This window comes from Streptosporangium sp. NPDC001559, from assembly GCF_042893955.1.
Lineage (GTDB): Bacteria > Actinomycetota > Actinomycetes > Streptosporangiales > Streptosporangiaceae > Streptosporangium.
In genome coordinates this window covers 212461-236083 of record NZ_JBIAVG010000006.1, presented here as the reverse complement: position 1 = coordinate 236083, position 23623 = coordinate 212461, and the positions used below count along the sequence as shown (strand labels likewise).

Annotated in this window: 22 protein-coding genes; 10 read left to right on the top strand and 12 right to left on the bottom strand. The window is 70.2% G+C overall.

Annotated features, from left to right (window positions below; translation table 11 throughout):
- Nucleotides 1–43 precede the first annotated feature (43 nt).
- Entirely contained in the window at nt 44–1531 is a 1488-nt protein-coding gene (locus tag ACFYY8_RS16200) for an alpha/beta hydrolase family protein (protein WP_390041364.1), read from the top strand.
- Between the two features lie 316 nt (nt 1532–1847).
- Nucleotides 1848–3362, top strand: coding sequence for an LCP family protein (locus ACFYY8_RS16195; protein WP_390041362.1), 1515 nt, complete (start codon nt 1848–1850; stop codon nt 3360–3362).
- Between the two features lie 83 nt (nt 3363–3445).
- Here the strand turns inward: ACFYY8_RS16195 and ACFYY8_RS16190 are convergent, their stop codons facing one another.
- Complete coding sequence (locus ACFYY8_RS16190) at nt 3446–3934, bottom strand: Scr1 family TA system antitoxin-like transcriptional regulator (RefSeq protein WP_390041360.1); 489 nt, start codon at nt 3932–3934, stop codon at nt 3446–3448.
- A gap of 356 nt (nt 3935–4290) precedes the next feature.
- Between ACFYY8_RS16190 and ACFYY8_RS16185 the strand changes: the two genes are divergently transcribed.
- From ACFYY8_RS16185 to ACFYY8_RS16175, 3 genes are all read left to right on the top strand, one after another.
- Nucleotides 4291–4512: a hypothetical protein gene (locus ACFYY8_RS16185; protein ID WP_390041358.1), complete on the top strand. Its 222-nt coding sequence runs from the start codon at nt 4291–4293 to the stop codon at nt 4510–4512.
- A 158-nt stretch (nt 4513–4670) separates the two neighbouring features.
- Nucleotides 4671–5018: an ATP-binding protein gene (locus tag ACFYY8_RS16180; RefSeq protein WP_390041654.1), complete on the top strand. Its 348-nt coding sequence runs from the start codon at nt 4671–4673 to the stop codon at nt 5016–5018.
- Between the two features lie 90 nt (nt 5019–5108).
- Complete coding sequence (locus ACFYY8_RS16175) at nt 5109–5588, top strand: hypothetical protein (RefSeq protein WP_390041356.1); 480 nt, start codon at nt 5109–5111, stop codon at nt 5586–5588.
- 26 nt (nt 5589–5614) lie between these two features.
- On the opposite strand, the gene ACFYY8_RS16170 is transcribed toward ACFYY8_RS16175, so the two are convergent.
- The 3 genes from ACFYY8_RS16170 to ACFYY8_RS16160 form a co-directional block, all read right to left on the bottom strand.
- A complete protein-coding gene (locus ACFYY8_RS16170) occupies nt 5615–7585 on the bottom strand; it encodes a hypothetical protein (RefSeq protein ID WP_390041354.1) in 1971 nt (656 codons plus the stop codon).
- Between the two features lie 28 nt (nt 7586–7613).
- Nucleotides 7614–7928 carry a hypothetical protein gene (locus tag ACFYY8_RS16165; protein WP_390041352.1) on the bottom strand — a complete coding sequence of 105 codons (315 nt, stop codon included), beginning with the start codon at nt 7926–7928 and terminating at the stop codon, nt 7614–7616.
- Nucleotides 7929–8017: 89 nt separating this feature from the next.
- Nucleotides 8018–8287, bottom strand: a complete 270-nt coding sequence (locus tag ACFYY8_RS16160; protein WP_390041351.1) for a hypothetical protein — start codon at nt 8285–8287, stop codon at nt 8018–8020.
- A 291-nt stretch (nt 8288–8578) separates the two neighbouring features.
- Here ACFYY8_RS16160 and ACFYY8_RS16155 point away from each other — a divergent pair, with 291 nt between their 5' ends.
- Nucleotides 8579–8878: a hypothetical protein gene (locus ACFYY8_RS16155; protein ID WP_390041349.1), complete on the top strand. Its 300-nt coding sequence runs from the start codon at nt 8579–8581 to the stop codon at nt 8876–8878.
- Between the two features lie 69 nt (nt 8879–8947).
- Here the strand turns inward: ACFYY8_RS16155 and ACFYY8_RS16150 are convergent, their stop codons facing one another.
- Both ACFYY8_RS16150 and ACFYY8_RS16145 read right to left on the bottom strand, forming a co-directional pair.
- A complete protein-coding gene (locus tag ACFYY8_RS16150; protein ID WP_390041347.1) occupies nt 8948–9952 on the bottom strand; it encodes an enolase C-terminal domain-like protein in 1005 nt (334 codons plus the stop codon).
- 351 nt (nt 9953–10303) lie between these two features.
- Nucleotides 10304–11659 (bottom strand): MFS transporter, encoded by a 1356-nt coding sequence (locus ACFYY8_RS16145; protein ID WP_390041344.1) that lies wholly within the window; start codon nt 11657–11659, stop codon nt 10304–10306.
- A 180-nt stretch (nt 11660–11839) separates the two neighbouring features.
- Here ACFYY8_RS16145 and ACFYY8_RS16140 point away from each other — a divergent pair, with 180 nt between their 5' ends.
- Nucleotides 11840–12469: a TetR family transcriptional regulator C-terminal domain-containing protein gene (locus ACFYY8_RS16140; RefSeq protein ID WP_390041342.1), complete on the top strand. Its 630-nt coding sequence runs from the start codon at nt 11840–11842 to the stop codon at nt 12467–12469.
- A 1-nt stretch (nt 12470) separates the two neighbouring features.
- Entirely contained in the window at nt 12471–12911 is a 441-nt protein-coding gene (locus ACFYY8_RS16135; RefSeq protein ID WP_362775643.1) for a thioesterase family protein, read from the top strand.
- A gap of 58 nt (nt 12912–12969) precedes the next feature.
- On the opposite strand, the gene ACFYY8_RS16130 is transcribed toward ACFYY8_RS16135, so the two are convergent.
- The 5 genes from ACFYY8_RS16130 to ACFYY8_RS16110 form a co-directional block, all read right to left on the bottom strand.
- A complete protein-coding gene (locus tag ACFYY8_RS16130; protein ID WP_390041340.1) occupies nt 12970–14133 on the bottom strand; it encodes a VWA domain-containing protein in 1164 nt (387 codons plus the stop codon).
- On the bottom strand, nt 14130–16418 hold the full coding sequence (locus ACFYY8_RS16125) for a DUF5682 family protein (RefSeq protein WP_390041338.1): 2289 nt from the start codon (nt 16416–16418) through the stop codon (nt 14130–14132). Before ACFYY8_RS16125 ends, ACFYY8_RS16130 begins: the two co-directional genes overlap by 4 nt.
- Nucleotides 16419–16547: 129 nt before the next feature.
- Complete coding sequence (locus tag ACFYY8_RS16120) at nt 16548–17615, bottom strand: AAA family ATPase (protein WP_352011498.1); 1068 nt, start codon at nt 17613–17615, stop codon at nt 16548–16550.
- Complete coding sequence (locus ACFYY8_RS16115; protein WP_390041335.1) at nt 17612–19021, bottom strand: DUF5691 domain-containing protein; 1410 nt, start codon at nt 19019–19021, stop codon at nt 17612–17614. The genes ACFYY8_RS16120 and ACFYY8_RS16115 overlap by 4 nt, the downstream gene beginning before the upstream one ends.
- Complete coding sequence (locus tag ACFYY8_RS16110; protein ID WP_390041333.1) at nt 19018–20397, bottom strand: SWIM zinc finger family protein; 1380 nt, start codon at nt 20395–20397, stop codon at nt 19018–19020. The genes ACFYY8_RS16115 and ACFYY8_RS16110 overlap by 4 nt, the downstream gene beginning before the upstream one ends.
- A 54-nt stretch (nt 20398–20451) precedes the next feature.
- On the opposite strand from ACFYY8_RS16110, the gene ACFYY8_RS16105 reads away from it, so the two are divergent.
- Together ACFYY8_RS16105 and ACFYY8_RS16100 are read left to right on the top strand one after the other, a co-directional pair.
- Entirely contained in the window at nt 20452–20880 is a 429-nt protein-coding gene (locus tag ACFYY8_RS16105; RefSeq protein WP_390041331.1) for a cupin domain-containing protein, read from the top strand.
- Nucleotides 20881–20954: 74 nt separating this feature from the next.
- Nucleotides 20955–22496: an aldehyde dehydrogenase family protein gene (locus ACFYY8_RS16100; protein ID WP_390041329.1), complete on the top strand. Its 1542-nt coding sequence runs from the start codon at nt 20955–20957 to the stop codon at nt 22494–22496.
- A 626-nt stretch (nt 22497–23122) separates the two neighbouring features.
- Here ACFYY8_RS16100 and ACFYY8_RS16095 read toward each other — a convergent pair.
- Nucleotides 23123–23569: a hypothetical protein gene (locus tag ACFYY8_RS16095; protein WP_390041327.1), complete on the bottom strand. Its 447-nt coding sequence runs from the start codon at nt 23567–23569 to the stop codon at nt 23123–23125.
- Nucleotides 23570–23623: the final 54 nt, after the last annotated feature.

The following is a 23623-nucleotide window of genomic DNA, read 5'->3' as shown; positions in this document are numbered from 1 at the left end:
TACGTTTCTCCCGGAGGCGAACAACGATCAGGGAGCGATCGGCATGCGAGCTGGCCGAGGCGTGGTGGGCGTGGCCGCGGGCGTGGTCCTGCTGGCCCTGGCGACGGTCGGCTACACCCTGCCGCCTCCCTTCGATCCGCCGCCGCTGAACGTGGACCCGATCTTCCAGAGCCTCCCCGCCCAGCCCGCCGCGGAGATCAGGCCGGTCTCGGCGAACGGGCGCTTCTCCGTGGAGGACGTCACCGTCGACGCCGGGGACACGACGCTCGACGCGACGATCCGCGCGCCGCTGTCCCCCGGCAGGCATCCCGCCCTGGTCTTCGTCCAGGGAGCGGGTCCCGGGGTACGCGACGAGTTCACCGACCAGGCCGAGTGGCTGGCCGGGGCGGGGATCGTCACGCTCGTCTACGACAAACGGAGCGTCCGCTACGACTTCCGCAACCGCGACTTCGAGCTGCTGGCCGACGACGCCCTGCGCCTGCTGGCCAGGCTGCGGCTTCGCGCCGACGTCGATCCCGCCAGGACCGGCCTGTGGGGGGTGAGCGAGGGCAGCTGGGTGGCGCCGATCGCCGCGGCCAGGAGCCGGGACGTCGGGTTCACCGTGCTGGTCTCCGCGCCGAACGTCTCACCGTTACGCCAGGTCACCTGGGCTCTCGGTGAGCAGCTCGACCGGCTGCACGCTCCCGCGGGGACCAGGGAGTTGCTGGTCAGGGCGATGAGCGCGGTGCACATGAACTTCCTGCGCTACGACGGCATGCCCGCGCTGCGCAGGGTGCGCGCCCCCGTCCTGGCCCTGTACGGCACGAGCGACCCGTCGATCCCGTTCGTCGAGAGCAGCAAGGCCCTGACCGGCGCGCTCGCCGAGGGGGGCAACCCCGACTACACGATCCGCTACCTGAAGGACGCCGACCACGGCATGCGCCTGCACGGCGGTCCCTTCGCTCCCGGCTATCTGGAGACGCTGGCCAACTGGGTCACGGGACTGCCGGGGACCGCCAGGCCCGCCGTGCACATCGCGGGCGCGACGCCCGTACAGCGCTATGAGGCCAGCGAGGTCCCCGCGGCGCCGTGGTACGCGGGCGGGGCGGTCCTGGGGATGACGCTGTGCCTGGCCGCGGTCGGCTACGTGGTCGGACCGGTGACCGAGATGGTGCTACGGCTGCGCGGGCGGCCGTCCGGCGAGACCGGCGCCAGGGTCTGGCCACCGGTCAGGCGCAGGTTCCGGCGGATGGCGTGGACCGGCGCCGGGCTGCTGGTCTCGGTGGTCGCGCTCATCACCCTGCTGGTGCTGTTCTCGGTCAACCAGGCGGGAGCCTGGCCCGCGGTGCTCGCCGGGTGGCTGGTCATCAGGATGCTGGCCGTACTCATGCTGGTGCAGGAGGTCACGGCCGTAGCGGCGGTCGTCTCCGGACTGCGGGAGGGCTGGCGGCCGAGCCGTCCGCAGTGGACCGCGATCACCGGGGTGCTCGGCGGGACCGGCCTGCTGCTGGTCGCCGCGGCCTACTACGACCTGTTCTCCTTCCCCTGGTAGGAGTTCCCCTGGTAGAGGCCCTCCGGAAAGGTCTGGTTCGCCGGAGCGCATGGTCACCTCCGGACCGGGTTTCGGCCAAGGAAGTCACAGCCTTAGGAAATATGTCAGGATAAAGGCGGATTTCTTTTCCAAGGTGTTCATCCGTACGTCGCCCCTCGGCCTCGGCGCCCGTCTTACCATCTCCCCTGCGGCGCTCAAGCGCTTGGGGAGATCGGGGAAGCGGGTGCAGGACGGATCAAGGCGACCGAGACCACGGGGGCCGCGGAGGCTCGGTGCGGTCGTCGGCTGGACGGCCCTGTCGGCGGTACTGCCCGGCGTGGGGCACCTACGGGCGGGATGGCGCAGGACCGGGATCACCCTGCTGTCGGTCTACGCCCTGCTGCTGCTCGGCGTGCTGTGGGTACTGCTCACCACCGACCTCGGAGACCTGGCCGGACTGCTGGTCACCTCGACCTGGCTGTCCGCCATCACGATCGGCGCCCCGGTCCTCGGCCTGGCCTGGTTCGTCCTGGTCGTGCACTCCTTCACGGTGCTTCGGCCCGGCATGCTCCGCGGCCCCGCACAGGCGGTCGCGGGGGTGATCGCGGGCCTGCTCGCCATCACGGTCGTGCTGCCGTTCGGCCTGGCCGGGCAGTACGCCACGGTCTCGCAGTCGGCGCTCGACCGGATCTTCAGCGCCCCGCCGACCACCCCCGCTCCCCGGGCCAGTTCCTCCCAGGAGAGCGATCCGTGGGAGGGCAGGACCCGGGTGAACATCCTGCTGCTCGGCGGCGACGCCGACACCCACCGGATCGGCGTACGGACCGACAGCGTCAACCTGGCCAGCATCGACGTCAAAACCGGCAACACCGTACTGCTCGGCCTGCCGCGCAACCTGGAGAACATCCGGTTCGTCCCCGGCTCCCCGATGGCCAAGCGCTTTCCCAACGGCTTCCGGCTGCCCGCCAACCCGGACGGCTCCCGCGAGGACCTGCTGTTCTCGGTCTGGGAGTACGCCGACTCCCACCCGGAGCTCTTCGGGGGGCGTAAGAACCAGGGCGCCAGGACCCTCATGGAGACGGTCGGATACACATTCGGCCTGCGGGTCGACTGGTACGCCCTGGTGAACATGTGGGGCCTGGCCCGGCTGATCGACGCCATCGGCGGCCTGCGGCTGACCGTGCCGCAGGACATCGTCTTCGGCAAGTACAACGAGGGCCTGGTCAAGGCCGGAACCCGCAGGCTCGGCGGGGCGGACACCATGTGGTTCGCCCGCTCGCGCACCTTCAGCGACGACTACACCCGGATGGGCCGCCAGCGCTGCGTGCTGAGCGCCCTGCTCCAGCAGGCCGACCCGGCGACCGTGCTCTCCCGGTTCAACCGCATCGCGCTGGCCACCAGGGAACTCCTCCGGACCGACATCCCACGGCCGATGCTGGAGCACCTGGTGCCGCTGGCCCTGAAGGTGAAGAGCGCCGAGGTGACCAGCGTCCAGTTCGTCCCGCCGCTGATCAGCACCGGCTACCCCGACTGGACCAAGATCCGCGCCATCACCGCCAAGGCCGTCCACACCTCGTCCACCGCTTCGGCGTCCCGGGAACGGCTCGCCGCCACACCGGGTGCCACGGTCTCCCCGAGCGCCACCGCCACGCCGAGGGGCACCGCTTCTCCGGGTGCCACCGTCTCTTCCGGAGCCACCGCTTCTCCGAGTGCCACTGCCTCTTCGGGTACCACCGCCTCTTCGAGTGCCACCGCCGGCCCGAGCCGCGCGCGGAACACCGGAACCGCCTCCAAGACGGCCAAGCCGACGGAACCGGCCCCGGTCAAGGAGATCAACGAAGGCTGCGCCTGACCTCGAAGCACGGCTGCGTACCGCCCCCTTCCAGGCATGCCCTTCCACACGCTGGATCATCGGCGCCCAACCTTTGAACGCGGCTATGTACGGCGCACGCCTCGCCCCTCCCTTCCACGCCGGTCGGCGTCATCGCGCTCGCGAATGACCTCGGCGAGGATCATGGGGCGCGGACGACCCCGGAGGGGAGGCTCCCAGGTGTCCTCTGTGGGGCTCGCGACCGACCTCGGCGAAGGGGAACGGCGCATTGGTGAAGCCTTCTTCATGCACGCTTCGACCTGATCCTGAACCACTTCGGCGGTGGCCCTGAGCTCCAAACCGAAAAGGTGCCGGGCGTAAGCCTCCGTCTGGAGGAGTCCCGGAACCAGAAGAGGGTCCCAGGATCGTAGGACGCGAGCGGTGGACTCGATCTCCTCGGCCCGGCTCCGGAACCAGACCGGGCCACCGGGTCGGGCGGTGATGCGCTCGTAGAGCCGGACGAAGAAGACGCCGCTCTCGGCGCCGAAGAGCCGGTCCAGCCGTTCGGCGTCGGACTTCGACGGGCTCCGGGTGGCCTTCTCCAGGCGACTCACCTGGGTCCGGGTGCAGCCCCACGGCCGCCGTGAGAGCTGGCGCCCTCCCGCAGACGGCGCAGTTCGGCACCGAACCGCACACGCGGAGACGCGGGATCGAGCGCCGGCACCACTTCCATCGCGTTCCCTCCCGAATTATAAAAACGGACCTATTACCCGGCCGGTGATACCGAATTCAGTCCCGGACAGACCAACGGCTGTCATCATCCGCCCTGCCCTGGACTGCGGAACGGATACCGGACCAGGCATCAGGGGAGCACCGTAAAACACACTCCCCTATCGCCGGGAGGAGCGAATAAGAAAGCAATCAATCACCTTCACACCGGGAAGGAAGAAGTCCTCCAATGAATACGCCGATGAAATTCATTCTCCCGGCCGTGACGCCTGGCGAGCAGCGCGAGAGTTTCGACCACCCGGCCCGGTTCGGCCGGGCGATGCACGCCCTCGGCTCCTGCGTCGTCCTGGTCCTCCCCACAGCGGGTGAACCGGTCCTGGAAGTGCGGTCGGCGTCCGGCGCCCTGGCCCGCGTCATCGTCATATGGCGTTCCGGCCGGGCCTTCACCTGGCGTCCGTGGTGAGCTCGAATGTGGCCGGGAGACAAATGGGTGGCGGCCCACGCCGACAACGTCATGGCGGAGGTGGGCGCATGAGAGGCAACAATCCGATCGGCCATTACGGCGACACCCGGCCGAAGGCGCCTCACGACACCTGGTAGCGGAACTTCCCGGGAAAGGAGATATCCATTCTCATCGCCCGAAAATGGGCACGCGACCTACTGACCGGGCAAATCGCCGTTCCGGTTCTCGACGACGTGTTACTCCTGCTGAGTGAGGTGGTCACCCACTCGAACTCGGGACGCGCGCCGAGCGGGCAGGTGACCGTACGAATGACGTACGCTCCCGGCGACGTCCACGTACAGGTGACCGACGACGACTCGTCCGCCAGTGCGCCAATCGTCCGAACGCCCGGTCTCGACGAGGACGGCGGACGCGGCCTTTGGCCGGTGAATCTGCTCGCGACCACATGGGGCGCACATCGCGGCGAGACCACCCGATCGGTCTGGTTCCGAATCTCCGGCTTCTGACACCGAATGCGGTCAAGAACGTGGCGGAGGCGATCCGACTAGGCGAAGATCGGTATGTCTCAGCGTCAACCGCACTTTCGGAGGTAAGGCATGCGCGTCGCCCGATCACTGGCCATCGGCTTGACGCTGATAATCGCGACCTCGGGATGCACCACCTCCGAACCCTCCCTGAAGGAAGCCACAGCAGAACTCCAGAAGGACACCCGCCTCCTGGAAACCGATGACGTCTTCAAAAACCCCCTCAAGAAACTGCACATCATCCAGCGCCCGGACAAGGACATCCCCTGCGACAAGGATGGGTTTCGGCGCGTTCTACGGGCAACAGCAGACTATGAGCGCGGAAATGGAGAGGCCCTGGACTCTCATCTGGACGGAGCCGAGAGACTCATAGAGAACACTCTCTCAAAGACCTTAGGATACGATATAGAATACGACCCCAGTCAAGTTGACGCCCCCGAAGGGCGATTCGTTCAAGGCAGCAAGAAGTTAGGTGTTACCGTAAACGTTTACGTCTCTCCCGAAGCCCCAACCTGGCGGCTGCACGCACAGACCGCCTGCCTAAAATACTGAAGAACCATACAACGCCATTCATCGGTCTAATCTCTCAATGAATTTTCAGCTAAATCACTGGTCTGAAATCGAGCTGCGTCTTCGACCTTGCCGTCGAGTTTGCCATTTTCGTCCATCCAGTTCTCATAGGCAGACAGTTTCACTCGGAGCACTTCCTCCCACTTCCCTTCACCGGCTGCTTCGCGCTTGGCATCGATCACAAGTTCTTCATATGTTTTGAGGGTACCCGTGGCGGTGTTGACGAGCTCCTGGGGCGGTCTACTCGTTGGGTAGCCTCCGCTGTAGAGAAGATAAGCCATGTCGAACTTCATACGCCTCGCGAGGTCGGCTCGCTGCCCCGTGGCCTTTTCCACCTGCTTCTCAAAGCTGTCGTCCCACCTGTCTCCCAGGTCACTGAATCCGTATGCCTGAAAGACCTCCCAGCCGAGGTCAATGAACTCATTCGTGAAGGAGAATCCGCCCATCAGGAAGCCTGAGGTGTTCTTGATGAAATTGCGGGCATGTTCACCTGCGGCGTCTTCTTCACCAAGCGCATCCTTCGTCGCCTTGAACATGACACTACTGAAGTCCCCAAACATCATGGAAACGTCACGAAAATAGTTGTTGTCACTCTGTGCGTCCAGCCGGGCGGCGGCCAGCAGGGTGTCATGTCGGAATCTGGCCATTGCCGAGTTGAAATCGGCGACAGAATTCTCTTCTTCGACGAAGGTTTTCATGAACCGGTAGGCGTCACCAGGGCTGAGATAGAACGCGGGGGTGACCCCTGGAAGGGAAACCCAATGCTCCGGGATGTGCATTCCCGACGCTCTGTTCGCGGCCTTATCGAAACGGGCCCCCGAGGCCAGCTCATGAACGTACGACCTGCCGATCACGCCCATAGAATCCTTGGCGGTCGCTGGCAAGGCCACGCCGAAGGGCCCTGTGACCAGCATCGCGTCCAGAGCGAAGGCGGCTGCAGCTTGGCTATGTTGTCCCGGCTTCTCGGTTGTGGCCTCGGCGCCGGACTCCAGCACCCGGCCGAAAGCGTCAGCGACCTCGTCCCCGGCGCCCACTTGATCGGCGTAGTCGAGGAAGAGCTTCATCTTCTCGACCCGACTGAGTTTGACGTCCGGCCCGCCCATACCCGCGAACGCCTCACGCACCGCCGCGCCGTCCCCTGCAAGCACCTCGAGGGCCATCGCCACCAGGTCGGGGGGCAAGTCGTACTTCTTGGCCTCGTCGAAGTTCGCCCGCCAGTCCTGTTTGGGATTTTTCATGAAGTCGTCCAGCACCAGCGCGCGGGCCACCGCGCTACGCACCCTGGCGGGGGCGTTCGTGCCCTTGAGCAGCGTGAGACGGTTCCACGCGACGATCTTGCTTCCGGCTGGTTTGGTCAGATCCTCTCTGACCTTGGCGAACGCCGGGACCAGCGGAGGCGCGTTCAGGGCCGCCCCCAGAGCCTTGCTGAAGGCGGCCAGGTCCTGTTTGGCGGTCTCGCTACCGGTGATCGTAAGCAGGCTTGGCAGCTTGTCACGAGACTTGGCGGGCAACATGGCGAAGAAGGCGGCGGCGGCTTGTGGGTGGTCGGCCAGTGCGGTGACCTCGTCCGCGTGCTCGTGGATGAGCCCGGCCAGAGCGTCGCCGTCGCTCCTGGTGAGGATGTCGTTTTCGTACATCCTGGCCAGTTCCTGTGCGAGTTCCATCGACTCCAGGTCGTCGGGCAGGTGAACAAGTCCCTGGCCGCCCGTCACCGCGACGGCACTTCCCAGTTCGGGAGCGCCGGTACTCAGGTTTCTGATCAGATCGGCCCGCCCCAAGAGCATGGAGCACTGACTCTTGCCCCACTCAGCGATGGTGGCTATCTCCCGCAACGCGGGGACATCGGCTTTCTCCTGCTGAAGCCTCACCCCAAGCTCATGACAGAACCTGGTCAGCCGCGCGGCGGCACCGTCCAGGGAGACGGCCAGCCGCCCCATCTCATCAGGATCGATACCGCAGAACTCACCGGTGGACGCCATAGGACGCTCCCCTTCGCGGTCGCAACGGTCACGAGTACTCGGAAAAGTCCCAGCGTCGACTCTCGCCGGTCGCCTCGGACTCGGTCACCAGCGGAGGCTGCCTGCGCAGTTCCTCCTCGATCGCCTCCACGACCCGCCGGGCGAGCTGTCCCAGTCGCTGGTGCCGTGTCTCCAACTCAGCGCTCCACTTGGTCGCCGTCGGCCCCGTCCAGACCTTTCCCGACTGCATCGCTCCAACGGCGCGCTGGTAGGCCTGCCGAACCTCCTGGGAACCGTACTCGGCCTCTCTCAGAAGTTGTTTCAGCCGTTCGTGCCGAGGGTTGGGCACCATCCGCTCGGTCACACCACCCCGTCTCCCCCAGCTCACCGTGGATGGAAAAGCTGGATATCACACTAAACGCCGGACATTTACGGCAGCAAGGCCGGCCCCCGTCAGTGCCGCGCCGCCGCCGTTGTCATTTCGATTGATTCGCCTGTTTCAGATAGTGCGATTACGAGGGGAAGATAGACGTGCCTGGCATTCACGTCAAGTTCTCGGTCGATTCCGGATCGATGGACGCCCGAAAAGCGACCGACGTCATCGAACGGCTCGAAGAGATTCTCGGGCGACACCCCGGCGAGAGCGGTGTCCGGTTCATCGCCGAGCCCGGTGACGAAAGTCCGCTGGTTCTCCCGCGCGAGGCCCTCCTCCTGCTCGCCCACGTTCCGACGCAGGTCACACGAGGCCCCAACGTGCTGCGCGTGTCGCGCCCCTACCTGAGCAGGCTTGATCCCCTACCGGCTGGTGGCAGGCACCGTCGCGTCGTCACCGAGGACCTCATGGAGTACGCGCACAGGCTGTGGCCGGAAAGCAATCGCCCATCACCCGGAAACGGCACAGAAAGACCGTAATCCATCCTCAGGAACTCCATCAGCCGTCAAAACCGTTCCCATCCCGCTGCGAACCCGCGAACCCGAACACAGGCCACTCCCCCGCGAGGAGAGCGTTACCGAATGTCGTTCTTCGACAGAAACATCGACGCGATAGAAAACGCCGCAAAAATCGTATTCTTCGGAAGCCTCGCGATTCTCGCCCTGACATTCGTCACCGGCCCGGTGGGGTGGTTCACACTCGTCGTGCTGGCCGCCCTCATCGGCGCCGGGCTCATCCTGAACGAGGTCGCGGACGCCCAGGCGCGTATGGACCAGGAGGCCGCCGAACGGGGGACCCAGTGGCACGAGCGGCTGCGGGCGAACCGTGAGCGTGAGCTGCACCGCGAGATCCAGAGGTTGCGACGGGAACGCGAACGGTGACCGCCCCGGCTCATGAGTCGTGACCGACCGACCGAGCCGTGACTCGGTGATCATGAACTGAGCCACCGCTCAGACGGCGTAGGTCTCCTTGGCCAGGCGGCGGACGCGGTTCACGTCGACCGTGTGGCCCAGGCCCGGCTGGGTGAAGGGTACGGCGATCACGCCGTCCGAGGCGCCCACCGGCGGTGTGACGATCTGCGCGCTGCGCGGGGGTTCGGCCACGTCGCAGGGCAGCCCACAGCCGGGCAGGCTGGCCGCGGCGACCGTCGCCGCCCTGGCCAGGCCGGTGCCCTGGCCTCCAGAGCAGGCGATCTCCCATCCGGCCGCGGCGGCGATGTCGTGCATCCGCCGTACCTCACGCAGGGAGCCGATGGCCGAGGGCCGCAGCAGCAGCGCCCGGCCCTCACGTGTGACCACCGCCTCGTCGAGCTCGGCGGCCGAGGAGACCTCGACCAGCACCGGGGCGGCGACGCGTTCCTGCAGGTCGGCGTGGCCCGCGAGGCCGGTGAAGGGGCGCTCGATGGACGAGAGCGTGTAGGCGTCCATCGCCTCGAGGGCCTTGGCGTCGGTGTAACCCCCACGCGCGTCGACGCCGATGCCGAGGGCGGGGTAGGCCTGACGCACCGCGCGCAGCGGCTCGACGTCCCAGCCGGGATGGACGTCCAGGGTGACGTGGGCATATCCGGCGCAGACGTGCCGGTTGACCCGTGCGACCAGGCTTTCCAGGTTGCGTTCCGCGCCGATCCTGACGGTGGCCATCAGCGAGGTACGGCTACCGCCGAGCGCGTGGGAGAGCGGCACCCCGCGCATCCTCGCCCACAGGTCCCAGCAGGCCATGTCGGCGGCCGGTCCGCCGGGAACGTCGCCCAGTTCGTCGGGGTGCTCCCAGTCGAGGCCGATCAGCGCGCCGCTCAGCTCTTCCTGCAGGAGCCTCCAGGTCTTGGGGCCCGGGTCGACGATCTCTCCCCACCCGGTCATGCCCCCATAGTCGGTGAGCCGGACGAGGACCGCCTCGGGACGCCTGCCATAGGGCAGCACCAGCCGGAACACCTCAAGCTCACGTACGCGCGGCATGGACCCCCTCGATTCCGTACAGATCGGGAAAACGCCTTGGGAGACGTCTCGGAAACACAATGAGTCCCGCTCTGGGGCAGGACTCCTTCTCCCAACACGAAAGGCGCTCGGCGTCTTCCCATGGTGTCACGGCCACGGACCTCCCCGTCCGGCCGCGCCTCACGCCCAGGCCCCGGCCGTCCCCGGCTCCCGAAACCCCGGCCGCGTCCCTCGCTCAAACCCCGAGCCGCCCCACACGCAGCCCCGAACCGGCCGGACCCCGGCCCTGCCGCGACCCGGTCCCGGCCGCGTCCCCTCAACCCTCCAACCCGCCCCCGGCCGTGGTCCACGCTCAGACCCGAACCGCCCCGCTCAGGTCCTGAAGCGACCCCCGGCGAACGTACCCGTGGCGGCCACGAGGGCCGTCAGCGCGAAGCAGGCCAGGTACACCGGCCCGGTCGCGCCGAAGGCCGCGACGATCGCCCCGACGACCGCGACCACGACCACCGTGAAGACCGACTCGCCGATGCCCATCGAGGCGCTGTTCTCCCCCTCCTCCCCCGGCTTCGACAGCTCCAGGACGAGCACGGACAGCGTGGGGTAGACGCTTCCGATGCCGAGTCCCACGATCGTCTCCCCGGCGACGGCCAGCACGACCGGGACCTCGGGGAAGATCGTCAGGGCCATCAGCGCGATGCCCAGGGCGATCATGACGGGTCCCGCACGCAGGATCAGCACCCTGCCGATCCAGCCGCGTCCGACGACCCACGAGGCGAACGCCCAGGCCAGCGCGCCCGCGGTGAGCACCATCCCGGCCGCGGCCGGCGACAGTCCCCGTTCCCCGGTGAGCATGAGCGGCAGGAAGACCTCAGCGCCGAGGGCGGTGCCGGCGACGACGCCGCGCAGCGCGATCACCGACGGCAGGCCCCGCGCGGCCCTGAGGGTGCCCGGCGGCAGCAGCCTGGGCAGTGACAGGGCCAGTACGGCCAGCCCGGCGGCCAGCAGGACAAGCCCGACGCCGCGGGCCGCTCCGCCGTACTGCATGAGGGCCGCGCCGACGGCCGTCAGCGCGGCCCAGCCGAGACGCCTGGCGATGGGGGTGCGCCTGCCCGTCTCTTCTTCCCGTTCCCCTGCGGGGACGACGGCCAGGCCCCGCCAGAGCAGCAGCGCGGCGGGCAGGACGAACATCGGCACGCCGAGGAAGACCCAGCGCCAGCCGAGATGTTCGACCACGACGCCCGCGACCAGCGGCCCGGCCATGGACGGCACGACCCAGCCCGCGGCCAGGGCCGAGAACACCCTGGGGTGCATCGGTGCCGGATAGACCCGGGAGACCAGCACGTACAGCGCCACCTGGAAGATTCCGCCGCCGAATCCCTGGATGAACCGGCCGAGGACGAACACGTCCATGGTCGGCGCGATCCCGGCCACGACCAGTCCGGCGGCGAAGGCCGCGATTCCGGTCCAGAGCGGGGCTACCGGCCCGCGCAGGTCTCCCCAGCGCCCGCCGAGCACGGTCGCGACCATCCCGGCGGCCAGCGCCCCGCTGAAGGCCAGGGCGTAGAGCGCGATCCCGTCGAGTTCGCGGCCCACGACCGGCATCGCGGTGGCGACCGCGAGCGCCTCGAAGGCGACCAGAACGATCAATGCGACCATACCGACCGTCAGTGCGCGATAACGTTCGGCGAACATCCCCTCCTGAGGGGCTTCGACCACCGTGGAAGTCATGCACTGGACGGTACGGTCGCCGCCCCGCCCCGGCATCGGCCCCGCGGGTCGGCCCTTGGTCGTAGGACCACGCGCCGTAGGACCGCGCCGTAGAACCACGCCTCGTGGAACCGTGCGCCGTAGAGCCGGGCGAGAAAATGTGTACGACCGATCGGTCATATTGTTTGCTAGGGTGGGCGCGTGATCGACGGACGGCTTCTGCGTGGCGAGCGAACTCGCGGAACGGTGCTCGACGCCGCCGTCCGCCTGGCCTCGGTCGAGGGTCTCGAAGGCCTCTCTCTCGCCCGGCTCGCCCAGACGCTCGGCGTCAGCAAGTCCGGGCTCTTCGCGCACTGGCCGGACAAGCGGTCCCTGCAGCTCGCGATCGTGGAGCACGCCCGGCGGCAGTGGATCGAGCAGATCGTCGAGCCCGCCCTGAGCATGCCACGGGGGCTGCCCAGGCTGCTGGCCCTGCACGAGCTCCGCCTGGACTTCTACGCCTCGGAGCGGCTGCCCGGCGGCTGCTTCTTCCAGGCCGTCGGCAGTGAGTTCGACGACCGGCCCGGGCCGGTGCGTGACGCCGTCGCCGCCGCGATCGACGACTGGATGGACCTGCTGGCCGGGCTCGCCGAACGGGCCGTCGCCCTGGGCCAGCTCCGGCCCGGGACCGACCCCCGGCAGCTCGCCTTCGAGATCGAGGCACTCGGCGCGGTGGTGGTCGTCCACACCCGCCTGCTCCAGCACGAACGGAGCCGTGAGCACGCCCGCCGGGCCGTGCTCGACCGGCTCCGCACCCTGGCGACCGACCCCAGCATCCTCCCGGAGGCCTGACATGACGACCGCCCTGCTACCCGGGCACGTCCACCCCGTCCAAATCCACTTCGAGGACCTCGACGCCATGGGCGTGGTGCACAACGCCCGGTATGTCCTGCTGCTCGAACGGGCCCTCTCGGGCTACTGGGCCGCACGAGGCTGGGCCTTCGACCCCTCGGAGCCGCACTTCGCGGACCTGTTCTTCGTGGTGCGCGAGTTCTCCGTCACCTACCACGCCCCCATCTCCAAAGTGGGCGAGGCGTCCGTGCACTTCTGGGTCGAGCACCTCGGCACGACCAGCCTCGTGTACGGCTTCCGTGTGCTGTCGGCCGACATGTCGGTCGTGCACGCCGAGGGCCGCCGGGTCCAGGTGAAGCTCGACCCGGCCACCCTCCGCCCCTCCCCCATCTCCCCCGACCTGCGCGAGGCCGTCGGCCCCCTGCTCTGCCCCGCGCCCTGATCGTTTCCGCTGTCCTTCGGCGGGGCCGGGCCTCCGTACCGCCCCCGCCGGGACCGGGTCAGGTGGCCGCGATCCCCAGCTCCCGCTCGGCCCACACCCCGACGTCACGGCGCTCGATGGCCGCGGCCATGAGTCCCGGGAAGGCGTCGGGGGTGCAGGCGAAGGCGGGCACGCCGAGAGCGGCGAGGGCCGCGGCGTTCTCGTGGTCGTAGAAGGGCGCGCCCTCGTCGGACAGCGCCAGCAGCACGATCACCTGGACACCCGCCGCGGTCATCTGGGCCACCCTGCGGAGCATCTCCTGCCTGACGCCTCCCTCGTAGAGATCGCTGATCAGGACGAAGATCGAGTCGGTGGGCCGGGTGATGAGCCCCTGGCAGTAGGCGATGGCCCGGTTGATGTCGGTGCCGCCGCCGAGTTGTGTGCCGAACAGCAGCTCGACCGGGTCGTGGAGCTGCTCGGTCAGGTCGACGATCGAGGTGTCGAAGACCACCAGCGAGGTCTTCAGCGAGCGCATCGAGGCGAGGACCGCGCCGAACACGCTCGAATAGACGACCGAGGCCGCCATGGACCCGCTCTGGTCGATGCAGAGCACGACCTCCCGCTGGACCGCGCGCTGGCGCCTGCCGTACCCGACGAGCCTTGAGGGCACGACGGTGCCGCGTTCCGGCAGGTAGTTGTGCAGGTTGGCCCGGATGGTGCGGTTCCAGTCGATGTCGGCGACCCGGCGGGGCCGGTTGGTCTTGGCGGCGCGGTCGAGCGCCCCCGTCACCGCCGCCTTCGTCTTCTGGTTGAGACGGCGCTCCAGGTCGGCCACCACCTTCGCGACCAGCGCCCTGGCCGACTCGCGGGCCTTCTCCGGCATCACCCGGTTGAGGGACAGCAGCGTGCCGACCAGATGGACGTCCGGTTCCACCGCCTCGAGCATCTCCGGTTCGAGCAGCAGCCGGGTGAGGTTCAGTCGTTCGACCGCGTCCTTCTGCATGACCTGCACGACGGTCGAGGGGAAGTAGGAGCGGATGTCTCCCAGCCAGCGCGCCACCCTGGGCGCGGAACCGCCGAGACCCGCGCTCCGCTCGCCGCCCTCCCTGCCGCCTTCCCCACCGCCGTAGAGCGCCGCCAAGGCGCCGTCCATCTGCGCGTCCGCCCCGCCGAGCGCGCATCCGGTGCCGTCCGCGTCGCCGCCGAGCACGAGCCGCCAGCGGCGCAGCCTCTCGTCCGTCACGCGATCTCCGTCCTTCCCAGAAGTGCCAGCACGGTACGCGTGGCCGCCGCCGCGCGTTCCTCGTCGATCTCCTCGGCGTCCCCGGCCGTGGCGGGGTCTCCCCCGGTGCCGAGCGACCTGACCCGGGAGCCGATCGAGCGCCGCTCGGGCGCGGCGAAGGCGCCGAACGTACGGCGCAGCAGCGGCAGCACGTCGACGAACGTCTCCGGCGCCAGCCCGGTCAGCCACTCGTCGATCAGCGCCAGCAGCCGGGAGTCATGGACCAGCAGCAGGCCGCCCCCGGACAGGAAACCCTCGACCCAGGCGGCGGCGCGGGCCGGAGGATGCCCGGCGGACATGGCCCTGGCCATGACGGCTCCCACCTGGCCCGCCTCGAGGTCCCCTGCGTCCAGCAGGAGCCTGGTGAGGCGCCCCTCGATCACCCCGGGCAGGCCCGAACGTCCCGAGACTCCGCGCAGCGCACCCAGCCAGCGCGCCGCCGGCGACTCCTCCCCCTCGGGCACCGGGGCGTCCTGGAGCAGGGTCACGGCAGCGTGCACCGCGTCGACGTGCTTCAGCAGGTCACGGGCGGCGTCCTCGTCGAGCCCGGCGGCGGCACCGCCGAACCCGAGGCAGATCCTGGTGAGCATGGCGTCGGCGACGGCCGCCAGCCCCTCTGCGGGGGTCGCGCGCACATCACCGTAGCGCTGGGCGCGCACCATCGCGGGGAAGGCGGCCATCAGGTGCGTGACGTCGCCGTCCAGGGCGGCCTGTTCGGACAGCACCTCGATCACGTACGGCAACGCGTCCGGCAGGTCGGCCAGCAGGCACTGCTCGACCAGGCCGGTCAGGACGGCCAGCGGGACCTCCCGCTTCTCCTGGCCGCCGTGTGCCAGGTCACGGACCCGGGCGACGGCGGCCGCGGGGACGGTCGTGCCCCACACGCCCGCCTCGATCAGGTCGATGTCGAACTCGGGCCGCCAGGCGAGCGTCCACGACTCACGGAAGGTGCCCTTGCCCCGGCTCTCCTTCGGCGTCCCCCAGCCGACGCCGAGCAGACGCAGCCGGTGCAGCAGCCTGCTGCGCTCCAGGTCGAGGGGTTTGCGCAGGTCGAGGTCGTGCTCGCGGTCCAGGGCCTCCGGCTTGAGCCGTACCCGTCGCTGCTCCTGACGCAGGTGACGCTGCAGCGGGACCATCGGGGTCGAGTCGGGGACCGCGCCCAGTCGCTCTCCCACGACCATGCGCCGCTGGACCAGTTCGACCGGCAGGTCGTCGCCCTCGCAGAGCACCGCCCTGACCGCCTCGGTCGCCTCGGCGAGCCCGGCCAGCGGTCTTCCCCTGAGCGTGGCCAGGCTCCGGGCGAGCCGTACCGCCTCGATGACGTGGGCGGATGAGACGGGCAGGTCCTCGGCGCGCAGTGTGCCCGCCGCCTCGGTCAACCAGCGCTCGACCGGGCGGTCGGGCGCGGTGAACAGGTGGTGGTACCAGCCGGGTGAGGTCACCCCGGCGCCGTATCCGCTCCAGGCGGCCAGCCGCCCGTACGTCCACGGCACCCACGTCGTCTCGACCTTGACCTTCGGCAGGCCGCGCAGCAGCGCGTCGTCGGCCTTGGCCGTCGGCAGCCCCGACCCCCAGACGCCGCCGTGGGACCCGGCGTCCGGCGGCCCGGCCAGCGCGGGCACGTGCCAGGCGCCGCAGACGACGGCGATCCGCTCGTGGCCGTCCCTGATCGCCGTACGGATCGCACGCCGCATGAAGGCCTCCCGCCTGGCCTCCTCCTCGCCGGGGACGTGCCCCTCCCGGACCGCGGCCATCGCCTCGGCGATCACCTGGAACGGTGTGTCCCCCCGGTGCTCGACCGCGTCCTCCCACCAGCGTTCCGGGTCGTCGTATCCGGCGGCGTGGGCGAGCGCGCCGATCGGATCGGCCCGTACGGCGGGCGCCCGATCGTCCTCCTCGTTCTCTGCCTCGTCCCGCTCCTCGGAGGCCGGGGCGAGGCTGTGCGCGGCGGGCATGTCGCAGAAACGGACGGGGACGTCCGCCTCGACCGCGTGCCGGATCGCCTGCCACTCGGGGGAGAACACCGCGAACGGCCAGAACGCGGCCTTGGACGACTCACCGGGGACGTGGGCCAGCAGTGCGACCGGGGGCCGAAGCTCGGGATCCTTGGCCAGCCCGACCAGGTCGTCGGCCTCCGGCGGCCCCTCGATGAGCACGATGTCGGGCTTGAGGCGCGTCAGCTCCTCCCGCAGGGAACGCGCCGAGCCGGGACCGTGGTGCCGGACTCCCAGCACGGAGACGCTCACCGGCGCCTCCCGACGGTCAGGTCCCGCGTTCCGGCGGGCCCCGCCCCGGCCCGAACCGTCCCGGCCCGCGCTCCGGCGGTCCGCGTCACAGCGCCCCGCACCCCGGCGGTCCGCGTCACGACGGCCCTCTCAGCCCGCGTCACGGCAGGCCCGGTAGAAGTCGCGCCAGTCCTGGCGTTCACGGACGACGGTCTCCAGGTATTCGCGCCAGACCACCCGGTCGGAGACCGGGTCCTGCACCACGGCGCCGACGATCCCGGCGGCCACGTCGGCGGGGCGCAGCACGCCGTCGCCGAAGTGGGCGGCCAGCGCGATGCCGTTGGTGAGGACCGAGATGGCCTCGGCGGTGCTGAGCGTGCCGCTGGGGGACTTGACCTTGGCGCGGCCGTCCTCGGTGACCCCCGAGCGCAGCTCACGGAAGACCGTGACGACGCGGCGGATCTCCTCAAGGCCGGTCAGCGCGGGCGGCAGCTCCAGTGAGCGGCCGAGCTGCTCGACGCGGCGGGAGACGATGTCCACCTCCTCCTCCGCGGTCGCCGGGACCGGCAGCACGACCGTGTTGAACCTGCGGCGCAGCGCGCTGGACAGCTCGTTGACGCCCCGGTCGCGGTCGTTGGCGGTGGCGATGACGTTGAAACCCCGGGTGGCCTGCACCTCCTCGTTCAGCTCGGGGATGGGCAGGGTCTTCTCCGACAGCACGGTGATCAGCGCGTCCTGGACGTCGGAGGGCATGCGGGTCAGCTCCTCGACCCTGGCGACGCGCCCCTCGGACATGGCGCGCATCACCGGGCTCGGGGTGAGGGCCTGCCGTGAGGGCCCCTCGGCGAGCAGCCTGGCGTAGTTCCAGCCGTAGCGGACGGCCTCCTCCGCGGTGCCGGCGGTGCCCTGGACGAGCAGGGTCGAGTCACCGCTGACCGCCGCCGCCAGGTGCTCCGACAGCCAGGTCTTCGCGGTGCCGGGGACGCCGAGCAGCAGCAGCGCCCGGTCGGTGGCCAGGGTCGCGACGGCCACCTCGACGATGCGCCTCGGGCCGATGTACTTGGGGGTGATCCGGTCGCCGTCGCCCAGGATGTAGGTGGTCACCGCCCAGGGGGACAGCTTCCAGCCCGGAGGGCGGGGCCGGTCGTCGTCCTTGGCCAGGATCGCCAGTTCGTCGGCGTACTGGTCTTCGGCGTGGGCCCGCAGGACCGTCGTCACTGAAGCTCCTTCAACATGTCGTCACGGAAACGCAGGAGGGCGGCGACCTCCTGGATGGGGGGTTCGGGTGAGAGGCGTTCGGCCATGCCGTACAGGGCGGGGTCGATGCGCTCGCCCGCGAGCCTGCTCAGCTCGCTGAGGTTCCACGGCTGGGTGCCGGAGACCTGGAGGATCTTCTCCAGCACCGCCAGCGCGAGGTCGGGCCCCCAGGGCGCCGCGGCGCCCCCGAGAACCATGATCAATTGTCCGTCGAGGCCGTGTCTGCGGACGAACCCGGCCGCCACGTCCTCCCGGTCCTCCCTGGGCAGTACGGCCAGCAGGTCGGCGAGCGGGTCCCAGGCGAACAGGACACGGGCCCACTCGGGGTCGCCCTGCAGCACGGTCGCCCTGACCCAGCCCGCCATGACCTCGCGTCCCCAGTCGGGGATCTTCATCCGGACCAGCTCTCCGGGCGGGCGGCCGAACAGCCTGGACCAGATCTCAAGGGGTGTCCTGGCCACTATCTGCTGGAGCCACCAGCTCCGCTCGCCGGTCCCCCTGGGGGGTTTGGCCCTGACGCCGTCACGCTCCATCGCGGCGTCGCAGGCCAGGGGCGGGGCGATGTGGAGCTCACCGTTCTCCGTGTGCAGGCAGGCGGCGGCCCGCTCGGCCATGCGCAGCGCGAGGCGGGAGCCGGGCAACCGGGTGAGCAGGTCGGCCGCCTCGTGACGGACCTCCCGGCGACGGTCGTCGAGCGCGCTCTCCAGGAACGGCTCGTCGTCGAGGGACAGCCGGTCTGCCAGGATCTCGAGGAAGGCCGCGCGGTCCTGCGGGGTCTCCTTCTCCCAGGTCTCCTCAAGCAGGAGCCTGGCCCGTGCGGGGTCGGCCGCCCGCACCGCGCCGAGGTGGGCCTTACGGTCACCCGAGGTGCCCAGCTCCCACGTCTCGTGCGCGGCTCCCGGCGCGGTGACCTCTTCGAGCAGGAAGCCCCAGGCGGGGTTGAGCCCGGCCAGCCAGCGGCCCCTGGCTCCCGCGAGGACGCCCAGGTGAGGGCGGATCGACCGGTCCCTGGCCGCCTGGTCGAGCAGTTCGGGCAGCAGGTGCGGGCTGAGCCGGTGACCGCGTGCGGCGGCGGCCTGCAGCCACTCGGTGAGCAGTCTCGGCCGTTCACCGCCCAGAATGCGGGCGAGCCTGTCACCGGCCGCCCGTGAGACCTCCGGCTGCCGTTCCTGCGGGGCGGCCTCAAGCGGACGGCCCTCGCGCGGCGTCTGACCGGCGCGCGCCCTGACGGTCAGCAGCGCGGCGTGGTCGAGCAGCTCCGCCTCCGGGGTGGCCGCCCCCGAGGGGAGGGGACGGCGGTCGGTGCCGACGAGCGCGGCCGAGACGAGGTCCTCCCAGCCGTGCGCGGGGTTCCACGAGGAGTTCACAGCACGATCACCCTTCCCTGGTCGTCCCAGGTCGTCAGGGGAAGCAGCCCCCGCGGGGTCCATTCCGCGGCGACGGTCAGCGGGCGCCCGCCGGAGACCGCGACGAGCCGCCACGGTGTGCCCGCCGACGGGTGCAGCGGCAGGCCACGGTCCAGACCACCGTCCGGGCCCCTGTCCGGCCCGCCGAGCAGCCAGGACCCGGTCTTCTCCTGAGCCGTCATGGGGGTCACCTCCCCCAGCACGACGGGCCATGAGTCGAGCCACGGATCTCCCGCCAGCGCGCGGGCCACCTCCTCCAGCGCCTCCCCCGGGGTGCGTCCCGCGGGAGGGAGCACGGGGACGGCGCCGTCGTGACGGGCCGCGACCAGGGCGCGCAGCGGCGTGGAGCCCGGGTAGAAGGCCAGCTCGGCGTCGAGGGAGACACCGGTGACCAGGGAGGCGTCGAGCGCCTGTCCCACGGGGGCGTGGGAGAGCACGAGGGCGGCTCGGCCCGTGTTCCTGCCGCGCAGCCAGACCCGGCGGGTGATCAACCTGTCCTGCTCGGAGTCGCGGCGCCCCAGCACGTCCCACACGTCGCGGACCGCGGGCTCGGCGAGCACCTCCTCCTTCGCGACGGGAAAGCCGATCCGGTCACGGACCGTACGGACCAGACCACCGTCGCCCTCCCCGCCACCGTGGCCGGCGCCGTACGGCTGTGTGGCGGCCATACGGCGGTGCGCCACCGAGAGCAGGTGCAGCAGGGAGTACTCGCCGAGGAGCCGGGCGGGCCAGTCCTCCCCCGCCAGCGCGTCACCGAGGCGGGAGACGGTGCCCGCGACCCCGGGGGCCTGGGCGTCGACGAGACGTTTGACGAGGTCGTCCCAGTGGTCGTGCCGCCGTGACCCGGCGATGCCCTGCCTGACCTGGTCGGCGAGCCAGAGTTCGAGCTCGGCCAGGCCCGCGCTCACGCGCTGCTCACGCTGCTCGGCCCTGCGGGGGTCGGGGACGGCCTTCCCCTTACCGCCCTCGGCAGCCGAGGTGGCGGCGGTCGCGGCCTTCTCCGCCCGCGTCCGGCGCTGGTCGAGCCACTCGCCCACCCAGTCGGCGGGCTCCTCCGCAGCGGGGACGGCGTCGGCCGACCACAGCAGCAACAGGCCCAGGGCGTGCTTGCAGGGAAACTTCCTGCTGGGGCAACTGCACCGGTAGGCGGGCTCCGACAGGTCGACGCACGCGCGGTACGGCTTGGAGCCGCTGCCCGCGCACTCGCCCCACACCGCCTCGGCCGTGGCGCCCGCACCCGACCACTTGCCGGGTGAGGAGACCCCCTGGGCCGCCTTTCTCGACGGGGCGTCAGGCGCGAGTGCGAGCACCTGATCCCGGTTCCACCGTTCGATCACACGCCGAACGCTAACCAACGTCGCCGACAAAAAGAGCGGCCTAAGATCGGTGCAATGACGACAACGCGTCCCGCGCTCGCCGAGACCCTGGATCTGCTGCCTCACCCCGAAGGAGGCTGGTACCGGGAGACCTGGAGAACCTCCGTCGCTCTCACCCCGGCCGGCTACGACGGCCCCCGCGCCACGGCGACCGGCATCTACTTCCTGCTCGAACCGGGGCAGGAGTCGCGTCCGCACGTGGTCCGCTCGGACGAGGTGTGGCTCTGGCACAGGGGCGGCCCGCTGGCCCTGACCCTCGGCGGCCACGAGGGACAGCCCGCAGAGACGATCGTGCTCGGTCCACTGGTCGAGCAGGGCCAGGTTCCGCAGGCGCTGGTTCCCGCGGGAACCTGGCAGGCCGCCCGGCCCACGGGGGAGGAGGGCGTGCTGGTGAGCTGCGTGGTCTCCCCCGGCTTCGACTTCGCCGACTTCCGTATGGTCTGACGCGGGTCGCGTGGGCGTGACGGCCCAGCTCCCCGGGGGAAGAATGCGACCACAACGATACGAGGAGGTCAACGGTGACCGATGAGATCATCTCTGTCATCGGGGGGAAACAGACGTCAGGAACGCCCGGCGACGTCTACGAGTCGGTCAACCCCGCCCGCCTGGACGAGGTGGTCGCACGGGTCGGGCTCGCGGACGCGGAGACGTTCGCCTCCGCCTGCCGTACGGCCGCCGCCGCGCAGACCGAGTGGGCCGCGGTCCCCGCGCCCGTCAGGGGCAGGGTGATCGCCTCGATCGGACGGCTGGTCGAGGCGAACGCCGAGACGCTCGCCCGGCTCGTCACCCGGGAGATCGGCAAGCCGTACGCGGAGGCGCTGGGCGAGGTCCGCGAGATCGTCGACACGTGCGACTTCTTCCTCGGCGAGGGAAGGCGGCTCTACGGGCAGACCGTCCCCTCTGAGATGTCCGACAAGAGCCTGTTCACCTTCCGGGTCCCGGTCGGGGTCGCCGCGGTGATCACGGCGGGCAACTTCCCGGTCGCGGTGCCCTCGTGGTACCTGGTCCCGGCGCTGCTGGCGGGCAACACCGTCGTGTGGAAGCCCGCCGAGTACGCCGCCGCCTCGGCGCACGCGCTCCACCGGCTGTTCACGGCGGCCGGGCTGCCCGACGGCGTGCTGAACCTCGTCCTCACCGACGGGGCCGCCGCCTACCGGGGGCTGGAGACCGCGCTGGGCGAGGGCACCGTGCACAAGGTCGGCTTCACCGGCTCGACCGAGGTCGGCCGCAGGATCGGCGAGCTGTGCGGACGGCACCTGCAGTCGCCCTGCCTCGAACTCGGCGGCAAGAACCCGATGGTGGTCATGCCCGACGCCGACCTGGACCTGGCGGTCGAGGGAGCCCTGTTCGCCGGATTCGGTACGGCCGGGCAGCGGTGCACCTCGCTCGGCACCGTGATCGTCCACGAGAGCGTCCGCGAGGAGTTCCTCGCCCGTTACACACGCGCCGTCGCCGACGCCGTGATCGGCGACCCCGCGGGAGACGTGCTGTGCGGGCCGCTGCTCGACGAGAGGTTCGCCGCCCGCTTCGAGGAGTATCTCGGCTGGATCGGGCCGCACCACAGCGTCGTCTCCGGGCCGGTCGGCAGGATCACCCCGGACAACCCCCGGAGGAACTTCACCGGCGAGGGCGGCCTCTACTACCACCCCGTCGTCGTGGACGGTGTGCGGCCCGACGACCGGCTGTTCCTTGAGGAGACGTTCGGCCCGATCGTGGGTGTGACCGGCTTCACCACCCTGGAGGAGGCGATCGGACTCGCCAACCGGCCCGGCTACGGGCTCTCCTCCTCCATCTACACCACCGACCCGAAGGCCGCCTTCCGGTTCCGCTCGGGCATCGGCGCGGGCATGGTCAGCGTCAACAACTCCACCTCGGGCGCCGAGGCGCACCTGCCCTTCGGCGGAAACGGCAAGTCCGGCAACGGCAGCCGCCAGTCGGGAGTGTGGGTGCTCGACCAGTTCACCCGCTGGCAGGCACTGAACTGGGACTACTCCGGCAGGCTGCAGAAGGCCCAGATGGACGTCGCCGAAATCATCCCCGATCTGGACTTCAGGCTCTGACTTTGCCCATCCGGGAGATTCTCCCCATCATGATCGCGGGATGTCTTCCGGTGAGACGGGCGGACGCCCCCGGCGGCCTGCGGGCCCCGAGAGGCGAGCGGCCTCCCCGCGTGGCCCCGCCACGCGGGTGACGGCGCCGGCCCGTCCCCATGCGACGGCGTGCCCGCCGTACCGGAACTCTCCGGTACGGCGGGGCGCGACGTCACCCGCCTGGAAGGGCCGCAGCCCTGCCGGGGGCACACGAGGGGCCGCGTGCTGCGGCGCGGCCCCCCCTGTCCCTTTGCTCCGCCTGGCGGCGTCGCGGACTGTGTCTCCTTGCTCCGCCTGGCGGCGTCGCGGGGCTTGGGCGCCTTCGAGTCGGCGCTTTCCCTCGTCACTCCGTCGCTTCGCTCCTGCGTTCCTCAGTCCAAGCACCGACGCGCCCAAGCCGACACTCCTCACGCACGGCGCCGGTAGGGCCAGGGTCAAACTCCTCACGCATGGCACCGGGAAAGCCCGAACCAAACCCCTTCACGCTTGGGCTGGGAAAGCACAAGGCCAAACCTTCCCGAACGTTGAGGGGTTCGGAACGGGGTCCCGTGTCAGGCCCGCGAAGCCGCGGCCGGTCGGGTTACCGGTCGCGGGGATCAGTGGTGGATCACCACTCGTTCCACCAGTTCGAAGCCTGTGACCAGCAGGAACACGATCCCCAGCAGGGCGCACAGCAGGGCGGGCTGCCGGATCAGGCCGTAGACCGCCCTTTCTCCGATGCCTCTCCGCCGTCGGCCGCCCGTGCGGTCGTGCGCCGGGGCGGGAAGCGGAGCCGGGACGGGCTGGACGGCCACGGCGGCGGGTTCCGCCACCGGGATCGGGCGGCTTCCCGGCGGGAAGGCCGCCACGCGGCTGTGCCCGCAGCCGGGACAGCTCGTTCCCGACCAGGGCGGCTGGACCGGCGTTCCCCCGCGCAGCCACACGACGACGTCGTGGCCGTGCGCGTCGGTCAGATGACGGACGACGTACTTCTCCTGCCAGACGTGCCAGCAACGCAGGCACTCCATCGGCCAGGTCTCACTTGTGCTGAACTCCTCGGTCACGAGGACCACCCCCACGGCGACACCGGTACCGGAACGCCGGTACCGGACCCGAGT

What these genes read in the sequence shown, in the direction of transcription:
- ACFYY8_RS16150 (WP_390041347.1), bottom strand. Translation starts at nt 9,952, where the DNA reads ATGCCGCGCGTACGTGAGCTTGAGGTGTTCCGGCTGGTGCTGCCCTAT.
- ACFYY8_RS16200 (WP_390041364.1), top strand. Translation starts at nt 44, where the DNA reads ATGCGAGCTGGCCGAGGCGTGGTGGGCGTGGCCGCGGGCGTGGTCCTG.
- ACFYY8_RS16145 (WP_390041344.1), bottom strand. Translation starts at nt 11,659, where the DNA reads ATGACTTCCACGGTGGTCGAAGCCCCTCAGGAGGGGATGTTCGCCGAA.
- ACFYY8_RS16185 (WP_390041358.1), top strand. Translation starts at nt 4,291, where the DNA reads ATGAAATTCATTCTCCCGGCCGTGACGCCTGGCGAGCAGCGCGAGAGT.
- ACFYY8_RS16105 (WP_390041331.1), top strand. Translation starts at nt 20,452, where the DNA reads ATGACGACAACGCGTCCCGCGCTCGCCGAGACCCTGGATCTGCTGCCT.
- ACFYY8_RS16135 (WP_362775643.1), top strand. Translation starts at nt 12,471, where the DNA reads ATGACGACCGCCCTGCTACCCGGGCACGTCCACCCCGTCCAAATCCAC.
- ACFYY8_RS16170 (WP_390041354.1), bottom strand. Translation starts at nt 7,585, where the DNA reads ATGGCGTCCACCGGTGAGTTCTGCGGTATCGATCCTGATGAGATGGGG.
- ACFYY8_RS16155 (WP_390041349.1), top strand. Translation starts at nt 8,579, where the DNA reads ATGTCGTTCTTCGACAGAAACATCGACGCGATAGAAAACGCCGCAAAA.
- ACFYY8_RS16175 (WP_390041356.1), top strand. Translation starts at nt 5,109, where the DNA reads ATGCGCGTCGCCCGATCACTGGCCATCGGCTTGACGCTGATAATCGCG.